Annotated in this window: 15 protein-coding genes; 14 read left to right on the top strand and 1 reads right to left on the bottom strand. The window is 64.6% G+C overall.

Annotated elements, in window-relative coordinates; translation table 11 throughout:
• Nucleotides 1-24: 24 nt before the first annotated feature.
• The 9 genes from HKW67_RS13420 to HKW67_RS13380 all read left to right on the top strand — a co-directional run bounded on the left by HKW67_RS13420 (nucleotide 25) and on the right by HKW67_RS13380 (nucleotide 7515).
• Nucleotides 25-396 carry a response regulator gene (locus tag HKW67_RS13420; protein WP_171225860.1) on the top strand — a complete coding sequence of 124 codons (372 nt, stop codon included), beginning with the start codon at nucleotides 25-27 and terminating at the stop codon, nucleotides 394-396.
• 11 nt (nucleotides 397-407) lie between these two features.
• Nucleotides 408-1103: a hypothetical protein gene (locus HKW67_RS13415; protein WP_171225859.1), complete on the top strand. Its 696-nt coding sequence runs from the start codon at nucleotides 408-410 to the stop codon at nucleotides 1101-1103.
• Nucleotides 1104-1281: 178 nt separating this feature from the next.
• Complete coding sequence (locus HKW67_RS13410; protein WP_171225858.1) at nucleotides 1282-3483, top strand: chemotaxis protein CheA; 2202 nt, start codon at nucleotides 1282-1284, stop codon at nucleotides 3481-3483.
• A 144-nt stretch (nucleotides 3484-3627) separates the two neighbouring features.
• Nucleotides 3628-4131, top strand: coding sequence for a chemotaxis protein CheW (locus HKW67_RS13405; protein WP_171225857.1), 504 nt, complete (start codon nucleotides 3628-3630; stop codon nucleotides 4129-4131).
• Nucleotides 4132-4163: 32 nt separating this feature from the next.
• The gene (locus tag HKW67_RS13400) at nucleotides 4164-5003 is read left to right on the top strand and encodes a CheR family methyltransferase (protein WP_171225856.1); all 840 of its coding nucleotides are present in this window, start codon (nucleotides 4164-4166) and stop codon (nucleotides 5001-5003) included.
• Nucleotide 5004: 1 nt separating this feature from the next.
• Nucleotides 5005-5517 carry a chemotaxis protein CheD gene (locus HKW67_RS13395; RefSeq protein ID WP_171225855.1) on the top strand — a complete coding sequence of 171 codons (513 nt, stop codon included), beginning with the start codon at nucleotides 5005-5007 and terminating at the stop codon, nucleotides 5515-5517.
• An 18-nt stretch (nucleotides 5518-5535) separates the two neighbouring features.
• The gene (locus HKW67_RS13390) at nucleotides 5536-5964 is read left to right on the top strand and encodes a response regulator (RefSeq protein WP_171225854.1); all 429 of its coding nucleotides are present in this window, start codon (nucleotides 5536-5538) and stop codon (nucleotides 5962-5964) included.
• Nucleotides 5912-6412: a chemotaxis protein CheX gene (locus tag HKW67_RS13385; protein WP_171225853.1), complete on the top strand. Its 501-nt coding sequence runs from the start codon at nucleotides 5912-5914 to the stop codon at nucleotides 6410-6412. The genes HKW67_RS13390 and HKW67_RS13385 overlap by 53 nt, the downstream gene beginning before the upstream one ends.
• Nucleotides 6413-6474: 62 nt before the next feature.
• Entirely contained in the window at nucleotides 6475-7515 is a 1041-nt protein-coding gene (locus HKW67_RS13380) for a protein-glutamate methylesterase/protein-glutamine glutaminase (RefSeq protein ID WP_171227670.1), read from the top strand.
• Between the two features lie 16 nt (nucleotides 7516-7531).
• On the opposite strand, the gene HKW67_RS13375 is transcribed toward HKW67_RS13380, so the two are convergent.
• Entirely contained in the window at nucleotides 7532-8212 is a 681-nt protein-coding gene (locus HKW67_RS13375) for a sensor histidine kinase (protein WP_171225852.1), read from the bottom strand.
• Nucleotides 8213-8287: 75 nt separating this feature from the next.
• Between HKW67_RS13375 and HKW67_RS13370 the strand changes: the two genes are divergently transcribed.
• The 5 genes from HKW67_RS13370 to HKW67_RS13350 all read left to right on the top strand — a co-directional run bounded on the left by HKW67_RS13370 (nucleotide 8288) and on the right by HKW67_RS13350 (nucleotide 12455).
• On the top strand, nucleotides 8288-8884 hold the full coding sequence (locus HKW67_RS13370) for a hypothetical protein (protein WP_171225851.1): 597 nt from the start codon (nucleotides 8288-8290) through the stop codon (nucleotides 8882-8884).
• A 16-nt stretch (nucleotides 8885-8900) separates the two neighbouring features.
• Nucleotides 8901-9545 carry a DNA-3-methyladenine glycosylase family protein gene (locus HKW67_RS13365; protein WP_171225850.1) on the top strand — a complete coding sequence of 215 codons (645 nt, stop codon included), beginning with the start codon at nucleotides 8901-8903 and terminating at the stop codon, nucleotides 9543-9545.
• Between the two features lie 49 nt (nucleotides 9546-9594).
• Nucleotides 9595-10968 (top strand): TIGR01777 family oxidoreductase, encoded by a 1374-nt coding sequence (locus HKW67_RS13360; RefSeq protein WP_171227669.1) that lies wholly within the window; start codon nucleotides 9595-9597, stop codon nucleotides 10966-10968.
• A 274-nt stretch (nucleotides 10969-11242) separates the two neighbouring features.
• A complete protein-coding gene (locus tag HKW67_RS13355) occupies nucleotides 11243-11503 on the top strand; it encodes a hypothetical protein (RefSeq protein ID WP_171225849.1) in 261 nt (86 codons plus the stop codon).
• Nucleotides 11487-12455 carry a prohibitin family protein gene (locus tag HKW67_RS13350; protein WP_171225848.1) on the top strand — a complete coding sequence of 323 codons (969 nt, stop codon included), beginning with the start codon at nucleotides 11487-11489 and terminating at the stop codon, nucleotides 12453-12455. Before HKW67_RS13355 ends, HKW67_RS13350 begins: the two co-directional genes overlap by 17 nt.
• Nucleotides 12456-12457 lie beyond the last annotated feature (2 nt).

Here is a 12457-nt window from a genome sequence, read left to right as displayed (position 1 = left end):
CGGCACGATCAGGAGACCGGCTGTATGAAGTTCCTTGTGGTGGACGATTCCGCGACTATGCGGCGCATCGTAATCAATTCGCTGCAGCGGATCGGCTTCAACGACACCGTCGAAGCCGGCGACGGTCAGGAAGCGTTGGCGAAGTTCGACAGTTCGATCAAGTTCGTGATCACGGACTGGAACATGCCCAACATGAGCGGCACCGAGTTCACGAAAGTGCTGCGGTCGCGTGATGATGGGCGCCATGTGCCCATTCTCATGGTGACGGCGCGCTCCGTGAAGGAAGACATCCTGACGGCAATGGAAGCAGGCGTGAACAACTACATTGTCAAGCCATTCACTCCGCAGGTGCTGAAGGAGAAGATCGACGCGCTCCTCCCGGCAGCCGCGGCCTGAGGACCAGTCCAATGACCAGTACCCGTGCGCAGGAAGTCCTGTACGAGTCGGAGGCGGCCCTCCGCCTCGTCGACCATGAGCTGACAGGCATGCATGATGTCCGAGACGCCGCCGAGCCGCCAGCGCGAGTGATTCCGATGCTCTCGCTGTCCGAACTGCCGCAGATTCTCGAACAGGCGAACGCGCAGATCCTGAACGTGCTGTCGCGTTTGCGCGAGAGCCGCGCCGCGCTGCAGACGACCGCACTCGAGAAGCTCGCGACGACGCACGAGAAGATCCGTGAAGTCACGTCGGCGACGGAAGACGCGGCCATCAACATCATGGACGCCTGCGACCGCGCGACGCAGATGGTCGACGAGCTCGATACGATCGATGCCGCGGACACCCCCGATCGGGAGAAGGCCGGTGGTATTCGTGCGAATCTGCGCGACGAGCTCTTTCTCATGATGGGTGCGCTCCAGTTCCAGGACATCACGTCGCAGCAGCTCTCGCACGCGTCAGCGGTGCTGGTCGAGATGGAGAACCGGCTGCTCGACGTGGCCAAGCTCTTCGATCACAATGCAGACCAAGTGAAGGTCATTTCCGATGGGCAGCATGGTGCGCCCGACGAAGCGACCTACGATCCGAACGCCACGACACTCAACGCGGAAACGCGCCAAGCGCTGGCCGACGAGATCTTCACGGCGGTGCGCGCTCCCGCGGCGTAGCGTCCCCCCCGCTCCGACGCGTGACTACGGCGGCCCGTACCATCACTGGTACGGGCCGTTCGTCGTAGCGGGGTCGAATTGGCGAACAGTGGTAAACCTGACGGCCATGCGAGCCGATACTGCTCAGTGATGATCGTACCCAAGTGGGTACCGACTGTAGCCCTCCGACGGTTTGCCCGTGTCCTCTCTGAATCTCGATGATGCCGCCACGCTGCTGATGCAGCTGGAAGCAACCGATACCGCCGATCTTGCGATGCTGCGCGAAGCGCTCACCGATCTCGCCTTCGAGAATCGCGTGCCGCTACGTGCGCAGCCGTTCGTCGCCCGCGCGGCGCGCGTGCTCGGCACCATCGTCAATGGAACGGCGCCCGATATTCCGGCCGCGTTCGCCGATGTCAGCGGCGCGATCGACGAAGCGATGCGCGCCAGTGAAGGCAGCGTGTCGCCGGCTGACCGCATCGTGGCGCGCGCCGCCGAGACGGCCGCCGCCGCCGTGACCGCCAGCGTGCCCGTATTCGAGCTCGACGAACCCGAAGCGCCGCACGAACAGAAGCGCTCACTGCAGCACCACGTGGGCGTCGATCAGCTGCCTGACGATGCCGACCGCGACCTGCTCCCCGATTTCATTACGGAGAGCAACGAATGTGTGGTCAACTCGGAAGCCGCGCTGCTGCAACTCGAGGAGTTCCCCGACGACGAGGAAGCGGTCAATACCGTCTTCCGCGCCTTCCATACGGTGAAGGGCACCTCGGCCTTCCTGGGACTCTCCCGCATCGCCGCCTTCGCGCATGAAGCAGAATCCCTGCTGAGTCGCGTGCGCGACAAGGAAATTGCCTACACCAAGGGGTGCGCCGATCTCTCGCTGCGGTCGGCCGACATGCTCAAGGCGCTGCTCGTGTCGGTGGAAACCGGCTTGAACGGCGACGGCAAGCTGCCGATTCCCGACGGTTACCACGAGCTCCTCGACGCGCTCGCCGGCTACGACCCCACGCGCGACGCCGACGGCGTGATGCTGCCGGTGGTCCAGCCGCTCGCGCCGACTGCCGTGCGGGCCGTGTCCGAGACCGACGATATCTTCCCGGTCGCTTCGACGTCGGCCGCCCCGGTCGCCTCGACGCCAGCGGCGTCCGCTGCGGCCAGCGGGAATGGCAACAAGCCGCGCGTGGAGTCGAATGCCGATGCCACGATTCGCGTGCGCACTGATCGACTCGACCGCCTGATCGACATGGTCGGTGAGTTGGTGATCGCGCAATCCATGATTGCCGGTGACGAGCTATTCGGCGCGGGGAAGCAGCATGACCTGCTGCGCAAGGTCACGCACGCCGGCAAGATCGTCCGTGAGTTGCAGGACCTCAGTATGTCCATGCGCATGGTCCCGCTCCGCGCGACGTTCCAGAAGCTCACGCGCGTCGTGCGCGACACGGCCTCGAAGGCGTCCAAGACGGTGCAGTTCGTCACCGATGGCGACGATGTCGAAATCGATCGCAACATGGTGGACGTGCTGGGCGATCCGCTCGTGCACATGGTCCGCAACGCGGTGGACCACGGCGTTGAAGGGCCCGATGAGCGCGTGGCGAACGGTAAGCCGCGTCTGGGCGTGGTGCGTCTGCATGCCTACCACGCCTCGGGCAACGTGGTCGTGGAGCTCAAGGACGACGGCCGCGGCCTGCATCGCGACAAGATCGTCAAGAAGGCGATCGAAAAGGGGCTGATCGACAGCGACAAGGGCATGACGGACAGCGACGTGTTCAACCTGATCTTCGCTCCCGGCTTCTCGACCGCCGAGCAGATCACGGACATCTCGGGACGCGGCGTCGGCATGGACGTCGTGCGGCGAAACCTGGAGAAAATCCGCGGTCGCATCGACATCACGTCGGCGCCGGGCAAGGGCACCACGTTCGCCATCCGCCTGCCGCTGACGCTCGCGGTGACTGATGGTATGCTGGTCCGCGTCGGCGATGAGCGTTTCATCGTGCCGCTTACGCACATCCACATGAGCTTCCGTCCGGAGCAGTCGATGCTCTCGACCGTCGTTGGGCGTGGTGAGGCGGTGCTGCTGCGCGGCGAGCTGCTGCCGATCATCCGACTGCACCGTCTCTTCGATGTGCACGGCGCGGTGCAGTCGCCGCTCGATGGCCTGCTGATGATCGTGGGCGACGGCGATCGCCGGACCGCCCTGCTCGTGGACGATCTGCTCGGTCAGCAGCAAGTGGTGGCCAAGACACTCGGCGACGGCCTCGGCAAGGTCCCGGGCGTGAGCGGTGGCGCGATTCTGGGTGACGGTCGCGTGGGGCTCATCCTCGACGTGACCGAAACCGTGGCGCTGGCGCAGAGCCACGAGCCGTCGCCGGTGCGCCGCGACCGACAGGCCGCCGCCTGATCAGGACGTAATCATCACGGGTCCCGGTGTCGCTGGGACCTTTGGGCAACACGTGTTCGAGTCAAGCTCCGACGAGGGGGCGCCGATACCACACAGCAGTCGGGTCGTGGGACCCGCGTACCCTCTTTCCAAAATGAGCGAGCTATGAGCACGCAGACTGAATCGGTTTCCACCGTCGCCACGCAGTCCCGCGCGGGCAAGTATCTCACCTTCTTTCTCGCCGGCGAAGAATACGGTCTCGAGATTCTGAAGGTGAGCGAGATCATCGGCATGCAGCCGATCACGCGCGTACCCCGCATGCCGGAGTTCGTGCGCGGCGTCATCAATCTGCGCGGCAAGGTCATCCCGATCACGGACCTCCGAGCCAAGTTCCGCATGGAGCACGACGGCAGCGAGGACAGCTGCATCATCGTCGTGCAGATGCGCGGCATCCAGACCGGCATCGTGGTCGATCGCGTGAGTGAAGTGGTCGCGATCGCGGAAGCGGACATCGAGGACGCGCCGAGTTTCGGCGCCGGCATTCGCACGGAATTCCTGCTTGGCATCGGCAAGGCCGGCGGACGTGTGAAGTTGCTGCTTGACATCGACAAGGTGCTCGCCAGCAGCGAGATCGCGGCGCTCGAAGCCGCGCAGTCGCACGCGGCCTGACGCGCATCCTTCCGCCCTTCTCTGGTTCTCCGATGGCCGCCCCGATCTCCAGCAGCGCATTCTTCACGGAATGCGAGATTTCGCCCGCGCAGTTCGCGCGAATCACCGACGTGCTCCACGAGCACGCGGGAATCCGCATGCGCGAAGGCAAGGAGGGGCTTGTTCGTGCCCGTCTGGCCAAGCGGCTGCGCAAGCTCAACTTGCCGGACTTCGATGCGTATCTCGACTTCGTCGAGAAGGAGCCGTCGCGCCGCGAGTTCGCCGAGATGATCGATGCGCTCACCACGAACAAGACCAGCTTCCTGCGCGAGGCGTCGCACTTCGACTACCTACGTGACGCGGTCTTCCCGACGCTGAAGGGTCCAGTGCGGATCTGGAGCGCCGGATGTTCGAGTGGTGAAGAGCCGTACACGCTGGCGATGCTCGCCAACGAGAGCTTCAGCGACATCAACACGCGTGACGTGCGCATTCTCGCGACCGACCTCAGTCATCGCGTGCTGGCCACGGCGAAGGCGGCCACCTATCCGGCCGAGATCATGGTCGACGTGCCCTCGGCGTGGATGCAGAAGTACTGGACCCGCACGCGCGACCCGCAGGGCCGAGAGGTGTGCGAGGCGGGCAAGCCGCTCCGGCGGCTGGTCCACTTCGCGAAGCTGAATCTGATGGAACGGTGGCCGATGCAGGGACCGTTCGATGCCATTCTCTGTCGCAATGTCATGATCTATTTCGACAAGGCTACCCAACAGCAGCTCGTCGAGCGCTACTGGGCGCTGCTCCGTCCCGGCGGACACCTCTTCGTCGGACACTCGGAAAGTCTCACGGGCCTCACACACCGGTTCCGGTATGTGCAGCCCGCGGTCTACGTGAAGTAGCGTGGGTACGATTGCGCCCGTGCGCGCGGTCGATCGAGTCGTAGGTGTGGCCGACGTGAAGGTCTCCAACACGCCAGGCGAGCGAATCATCACCTATGCCCTTGGCAGCTGTCTTGGTATCGTGGTCTATGACCCAGTCGTCTCCGTCGCGGGGATGCTGCACGTCATGTTGCCCACCGGCACCATCGACGAAGCCAAGATGAAGGATAAGCCCGCCATGTTCGTGGATAGTGGCGTGCCACTTCTGTTCAAAGAGTGCTACAAGCTCGGCGCGAAGAAGGAGCGCATGCAGGTGAAGGTGGCCGGCGGCGCGCACGCCGGTGCTCGTGAAGAAGACGACCGCTTTCAGATCGGCAAGCGCAACATGATCGCGCTGCGCAAGCTGCTGTGGAAGAACGGAGTGCTCGTGCACGCGCACGACACCGGGGGAGTCCAGACGTCCCGCACGATGTGGGTGGACGTGACCACAGGCGAGGTCACGCTCAAGATCAACGGCGCCGAAAGTAAGCTCTGAAGCACTGGAAACCGACTCATGGCCTTTAACGTTCTCGTGGTCGACGACAGTGCCGTCATGCGGCAGATGGTCGTGCGCACCCTCAGGATGAGTGGTCTTCCGCTGGGTACGGTCCTCGAGGCCGGCAATGGCGAAGAAGGACTGTTCGTCCTCCAGGAACAGTGGGTAGACCTGCTGCTCCTCGATATCAACATGCCGGTGATGAACGGCGAAGAGATGCTACGGCGTCTCCGCGCCACACCGGAAACCGCTTCGCTGCCCGTCATCGTGGTGTCCACGGAAGGCAGCGAGACCCGTCTGGCGGCGCTCCACGAGCTGGGTGCCGCAGTCGTCCGCAAGCCGTTCGCGCCGGAGACCCTGCGCGACACCATCATTCGCGTTACTGGAGTCACCGATGTCGAGTACTACGGTCCAGTCTCTGTCACGAGCGACGACAGCGACTTTTGAGGAGCTCGCGCTCCTCTTTCCGGAGCACGAGCTTTCGCCGGAACAGGCCGCGGCCCCACTCGACGTGGCGGTGTCGGTAGAGTTTCGCGGTCCGCTGCGCGGCCGGCTCGTGCTGCGGGCTTCATCCAGCATCCTGTCGGCGATAGCGGCGAACATGCTGGGCGAGGATGCCTCCCGGCAAGCGCCGCTGCAGCGAGACGCGCTGGGGGAAATCGCGAACGTGATTTGTGGTAACGTATTGCCCGTGATTGCGGGTGCCGAAGCCGTGTTTCACCTATCGGCGCCGCAGGTACATGAAGGCGTCGACAGCGTGTCGCGCGATGACGACGCGCCATCGGCGAGCATCATGTTCGGAGTAGAAGACGGTCGCGCCGAAGCGGTGCTCTACGTGTTCGGTGAACGCGAGGGCGCGGAGCAGGTCTCCCAAGGTGCTGTGAGCGCCGCGTGACGACGACGCTCACACCGGGCGTTCCGCTGCCCGGCTCAGGCTCACCGTTGCGCAAGCCAGGTGTGGTGCGCGTCCTGATCGTGGACGACTCGGCGCTCGTGCGCCGGATTCTGTCCGACGCGCTCTCGAAGCACGACGACATCGAAGTCGTCGGCACGGCGACCGACCCGTACGTCGCGCGCGAGCGCATCGCCCAGTTGCGCCCCGACGTCATCACGCTCGACATCGAAATGCCGCGCATGGACGGGTTGTCGTTCCTGTCCAAGCTGATGCGGCACTTCCCGCTGCCGGTGGTGGTGGTGAGTTCGCTGACCCCGCAGAACAGCGAGACGGCGCTGCGTGCGCTCGCACTCGGCGCGGTGGATGTCATCGCCAAACCTGGTTCGTCGCTCGCCGCGGGCGATGTCGCCGAGGAATTGGTGCGCGCGGTGCGTGCCGCGTCGCATGCGCGCGTCGTGAAACGAATCGAGACCGCCGAAGCGCCACCGGTGCCAGGCCGTTCGGCGATCGCGTCGTTGAATACCACCAACAAGATCATCGCGCTCGGGGCCTCAACCGGCGGCACGCAGGCGCTCGAACACGTGCTTCGACGTTTTCCGGTCGATGCGCCCGGCACGGTGATCGTGCAGCACATGCCGGAACACTTCACCCTGTCGTTCGCGAAGCGACTCGATCAGGTCTGTGCCATGCGCGTGCAGGAAGCGAAGGACGGGGACTTTGTCGTGCCCGGCCTCGCGCTCGTCGCACCGGGCGGCAAGCATCTGGTACTGCAGGCGAGTGGCGCCCGGTGGGCGGTACGCGTAAAGGACGGTCCCAAAGTGCATCACCAGCGACCCGCCGTGGACGTGCTCTTTCAGAGCGTCGCGCGGAGCGCCGGACGCAATGCCGTGGGCGCACTACTGACCGGAATGGGTGCCGACGGCGCCAAGGGCCTCTTAGCCATGCGCGAGGCCGGCGCGTACACCGTCGCCCAGAACGAGGAGACGTGCGTCGTCTACGGCATGCCGCGTGAAGCGGTGAAGATCGATGCGGCGGTGGATGTGCTGCCACTCGACCGCATCGCCGACGCCCTGCTGCACGCCATCGCCGTCAGCCGCGTCTAGCGCTCGGGGTGTAGCGCTACGCGGGAAGGGTGACGCGCACTCGGGTGCGCGTCCCGTCGGCCCCGTCGATCCGATCGAACTGGATCGAGCCCCCAAGTGCATGCACGAAGGCCGCGACGATCGCCAGCCCGATGCCGGCGCCCCGCACGCCATGTTTGGACGTCACGAAGGGCTCCGTGAGGCTCGCCCGCAGGTCGTCCGGAATGCCGTCGCCCTCGTCCTCGATGTCGACGATCGTGCCGGTGTCGTGCATGGCGCTCCGCACGACGATCGGGCGGCCGGCCGGCGCGGCATCGTGCGCGTTGCGCAGCAGCTCGAGGAGGACATCACGCCACCAGCTCGCATCGGCCTGCATCTCGCCGCCGTCGAGTGTCACGTGCACGGGCCGGTCGGCCTGCTCGGTGGCGAAGAGTGCCTGCGCATCGATGATGCCGTTGTCCACCGAGGTGGGCTGCCGTCGCATGTTGCCGGCACGTGAAAATTGCGTCACGCGCTGGAGATATCGAACGGTGGCGTCGGCCGCCCGATGGATCTCCGCGACGTCGGCGTGCATCGGATCGCCCTCGGGGAGATCGGAGAGCAGCAGCTCGCTGTACGTCCGAACGACGGTCGAGAAGTTGTTGATGTCGTGCGAGACCCGCCTGGCAAAGCGTACCAGCGCGTCGGTATCGGGCACCGGATTTGTGGAGGTGGCCATATGCGCCGTAGAATATGCTGCACGGTGGTAATCACAACTGTCACTTTTCGTACGTCTTCTTCCGGAGCTCGAACCATGTCGTTCCGCACCAGTTGTCTCGTGACGTGTGCCGCGGCCCTTTCGCTGACCGGTACCACCCTCGGGGCGCAGACGCCGCCGCCGGTGGCCGAGCAGATCACGGCGGCCGTGCAGGCTCTGCCGAAGGAGATGCGTGACGGCGCCGGTGTGATGGGGTACAAGACGGCCGGCAAGCTGGAATGGCTTCGCCCCACGAAGAACGGCATGATGTGCCTGGCCGACGATCCCGCGGAAGAGCAGTTCCACGTGTCCTGCTATCACGACTCGATGGACCCGTTCATGGCTCGCGGCCGCGCGCTGCGTTTGTCGGGCGTGAAGGGTGGTCAGGTCGACACGGTGCGCTTCGCCGAGGTGAAGGCGGGCAAGCTCAAGATGCCGACGGCCCCGGCGTCGCTCTATCAGATTTTCGGCAAGAAGGACGCGTTCGATGCGGTGTCGGGCACGGTGAAGCAGGGAAATCCGCTGTTCGTCGTGTACATCCCGTTTGCCACGACGGCGACCACTGGCATTTCGACGACGCCCTCGGATACGAAGCCGTGGCTGATGTTTGCCGGCACCCCGAAGGCGCACGTGATGTTCTCGTTGACCATGTGAGCCAGCGTTGACACGTGTGCGTTTGACGCCGCGCCGCCTCCAGGAGGCGGTCGCGGCGCTGCGTGCCAGCGACCCGAAGATGGCCGCCGCGATCGAGCGTGTGGGTCCGTGCACGATGATTCCGCGCGTCGATGGCTCGCACTTCGATCATCTGGCACGGGCCATCGTCTTTCAGCAACTCTCGGGTGGTGCCGCGTCCACGATTTACGGTCGATTCAAGGAACGCATTGGTGGTGGCAGCGAGGCGCCCACGCCGGCGCAGATTCTGGCATCGGATGAGGCCTCGCTGCGCGCGTGCGGACTTTCCACGGCGAAGACGCGGGCGATCGTCGACCTCGCGCAGCACGTCGAAGATGCCCGCCTGCCGCTCGACGTCATCGACACGATGGACGACGAAGCCGTGATCGACGCCCTGGTTGCGGTGCGCGGGGTGGGCCGCTGGACGGCGCAGATGTTTCTGATGTTCCGGCTCGGCCGTCCCGATGTGCTCCCGGTGCTCGACCTTGGCGTGCGAAAGGGCGCACAGCGGATCTATCGCATGCGAGCGCTACCGGAGGCGGACCGCCTCGAGAAGGTGGCGCGGAACTGGCGTCCGTGGGCAAGCGTTGCCAGTTGGTACTGCTGGCGGGTCCTCGATCTCGAGGACGCCGGCGGCTGGTAGCGCAGGGGCCGGTGAATGCGGGTCGCCGCAGTGGAGAGTGCTCGTGTCGATGCAGGAATTTCGGAAGCAGGTGCAAGCCCCCGTGCCCGTCGAGGCGCTGTTCGCCTGGCATGAACGGCCAGGCGCCTTCGAGCGTCTGTCGCCGCCGTGGGATCGCCCCAAGGTGCTCGAGCACACCGGCGGTATCCGCGATGGTGCCAAGGTGGTGCTGCAGGTGCACGCCGGCCCCCTTCCCACGACATGGACGCTCGAGCATCGGGACTACATCGCGAACCGGCAGTTTCGCGATGTGATGCGCGATGGACCGTTCTCGGTGTGGGAGCATACCCACGGCTTTGCGCCGATCGATGCCCAGGCGAGCACGCTCGACGACCATATTCGCTATGAGCTGCCGCTCGGCGGTCTCGGCAGCGCGGTGGCCGGTGGCTACACACAACGCACGCTCGAGCGGGTGTTTGCCTATCGCCATGCGGTGATGCTGGGGGATCTGGCGCGACACGCGCAGTTCGACGACCGGCCACGCCTGCGCATCGCTATTACGGGCGCGAGCGGCTTCATCGGCACGCAACTCGCGGCGTTTCTGTCGACGGGCGGACACGAGGTGATCCGCATCGGACGCAGTGCGCCGAAGCCGGGCAGTCACGACATCCAGTGGAACCCCGAGCGCGCTCAGCTCGATCCGCGTTCACTCGAAGGCGTGGATGCGGTGATTCATCTGGCCGGTGCATCGATCGCATCGCGCTGGACTGCGGAGCATCGCGTAGCACTCAAGAGCAGTCGAGTGGAAGGCACGTCACTGTTGGCGCACACGCTCGCCCAGCTCTCACGCAAGCCGCGCGTTTTGCTCAGTGGCTCGGCGATCGGGATCTATGGCAGTCGCGGCGACGACGTGCTCGACGAGCGCAGCACGCTCGGCGACGACTATCTCGCCGATGTCGGTCGCGCCTGGGAGGCGAGCACCGCACCGGCGGAGAAGGCGGGTATTCGTGTCGTGCATCTGCGCACGGGCATCGTGCAAGGCGCTGCCGGCGGGGCACTCGGCACGCAAGCACCGCTGTTCCGCTACGGCGCCGGCGGTACGCTCGGACCCGGCACACAGTGGGTGAGCCCCATCGCGCTCGACGACGAGATCGGCGCGATCCACTTCTGCCTCATGCGCGATGATATTCGCGGCCCGGTCAACATTGTGGCGCCGACCGCGGTCACGAACGCCGAATTCACGAAAGTGCTAGGCGACGTGATGAGTCGCCCTACGATTGCGCATGCGCCGGCATTCGCGCTGCGTCTGTTGCTGGGAGAAGAGATGGCCAATCTCACCGTGCTCGCGAGTCAGCGTGTGGAGCCGCGCGTGCTGCGCGACGCGGGCTTTGTGTGGCGACTGCCGCAGCTTGAACAGATGCTGCGGTTTGAGTTGGGTGAGTAGGCAAGAGCAACGGCAACAGCGGGAACACGGATCCGGGAGGATGATACCGATCGCACAGATAAGCGAAAAACGCTTTTGGTTTATCAGTGCGATCGGTGAGATCCGTTTTCTCCGTGTTCCGGCTGTTGCTTTTCGTTTGTCGAGGTCAACTGGGCGCCGGTGCCTATCTCATTGTAGAACATAGAGATACGGGAACGTTGCGGCCGCGTGAAGGCAACCTCGTGCCGATGGATGACACTTTTCCGACGCGCAGACCGTACTATTCAGTAACTATATGAACGCCATCATGCTCGAGAGCGCCCTCTTCATCGCCCTGCTGGCGGTGTTCGGCGCTCTTTTTGTTACGGCGCTGGGCTTTACCCCATTTGGCCGCCGGATTCGGCAGACGGCCAATCGCAAGCGCATCGATCGCCAAGCCGATCTCACGTGCCCGATTCACGGGTTGCAGCGCGAAGCAGACCTCGTGCGACTCCCCACGGGCGAACCGTTGTGCTCTCATTGCTACAAGGAGGCCGTCCATGGCCACATCGATTGATTCGACGCTCGACGAACTTCGCAGCTCCATGCGCAACCCGCTGACGGGCATGCCGGGCGGTGGCGGTGGTCGTGGCGCCGGCATTTTCATAAAGCTCGCTGGCGCGTTCGTCGCGCTGCTCGTGCTGCTCTTTCTGGTGCGACCGTCGGTGACGTACATCGAGCCGGGCCACGTGGGTATCGTGATCCATCGCGGCGGCGGCGGCGTGGATCCCACGCCGCTGGGTCCCGGCTTTCATATGCGGAACCCGCTCATGACGCAGATCCAGGAATATCCGACGTACATGCAGACGCTGGTGCTCACGAAAGCGAGCACGGAAGGCTCGGAGCAGAACGACGAAATCAACGTGAATTCGGTGGAAGGTCAGCCGCTGTCGCTCGATGTGTCGATGAGCTTTGAACTGCGCGCCGACAAGGTGCCGGCGCTGTATCAAACCTTCCGCACCGATGTGGAGACGATTTCACACGGCTATATTCGGCAGGCAATTCGCCAGGCACTGCAGGAAGTGGTCGGCAACGAGGAGATCGCCGCCATTCTCGGTCCGAAGAAGGCGGAAGTGGTGACGCGCTCGCAGGCCAATCTGCAGAAGCGGCTCGACCCCTATGGCATCGACGTTCGTCAGTTCACGCTCAACGAGTTCCGCGCGCCGAAAGCCGTCATGGACGCCATCTCGCTCAAGAACGTCATGCAGCAACAGGCGCTCACGGCGCAGAACGAGCTGCAGAAGAACACGTTCCAGGCGCAGGGTGACAGCATCAAGGCCGTCGGTCGTGCCAAGGCGATCATGGCGGAAGCCGAAGCGCAGTCCCGCGCGAACGACTTGTTGTCGAAGAGCATCACGAGCACGCTGGTGCAGTACGAAATGGCCAAGCGTTGGAACGGGCAGATGCCGCAGGTGACCGGTGGGGCGATGCCGATGCTGCAGCTCCCCGGCGCGAAGAGCCCGGAGTAATC

The sequence above is a fragment of the Gemmatimonas groenlandica genome, assembly GCF_013004105.1.
Lineage (GTDB): Bacteria > Gemmatimonadota > Gemmatimonadetes > Gemmatimonadales > Gemmatimonadaceae > Gemmatimonas > Gemmatimonas groenlandica.
The sequence above is the reverse complement of the archived record's forward strand: the minus strand, read 5'-3'. Positions and strand labels throughout refer to the sequence as shown.

What these genes read in the sequence shown, in the direction of transcription:
- HKW67_RS13400 (WP_171225856.1), top strand. Translation starts at nt 4,164, where the DNA reads ATGGCCGCCCCGATCTCCAGCAGCGCATTCTTCACGGAATGCGAGATT.
- HKW67_RS13350 (WP_171225848.1), top strand. Translation starts at nt 11,487, where the DNA reads ATGGCCACATCGATTGATTCGACGCTCGACGAACTTCGCAGCTCCATG.
- HKW67_RS13375 (WP_171225852.1), bottom strand. Translation starts at nt 8,212, where the DNA reads ATGGCCACCTCCACAAATCCGGTGCCCGATACCGACGCGCTGGTACGC.
- HKW67_RS13360 (WP_171227669.1), top strand. Translation starts at nt 9,595, where the DNA reads ATGCAGGAATTTCGGAAGCAGGTGCAAGCCCCCGTGCCCGTCGAGGCG.
- HKW67_RS13405 (WP_171225857.1), top strand. Translation starts at nt 3,628, where the DNA reads ATGAGCACGCAGACTGAATCGGTTTCCACCGTCGCCACGCAGTCCCGC.
- HKW67_RS13355 (WP_171225849.1), top strand. Translation starts at nt 11,243, where the DNA reads ATGAACGCCATCATGCTCGAGAGCGCCCTCTTCATCGCCCTGCTGGCG.
- HKW67_RS13390 (WP_171225854.1), top strand. Translation starts at nt 5,536, where the DNA reads ATGGCCTTTAACGTTCTCGTGGTCGACGACAGTGCCGTCATGCGGCAG.
- HKW67_RS13370 (WP_171225851.1), top strand. Translation starts at nt 8,288, where the DNA reads ATGTCGTTCCGCACCAGTTGTCTCGTGACGTGTGCCGCGGCCCTTTCG.
- HKW67_RS13415 (WP_171225859.1), top strand. Translation starts at nt 408, where the DNA reads ATGACCAGTACCCGTGCGCAGGAAGTCCTGTACGAGTCGGAGGCGGCC.
- HKW67_RS13385 (WP_171225853.1), top strand. Translation starts at nt 5,912, where the DNA reads ATGTCGAGTACTACGGTCCAGTCTCTGTCACGAGCGACGACAGCGACT.
- HKW67_RS13420 (WP_171225860.1), top strand. Translation starts at nt 25, where the DNA reads ATGAAGTTCCTTGTGGTGGACGATTCCGCGACTATGCGGCGCATCGTA.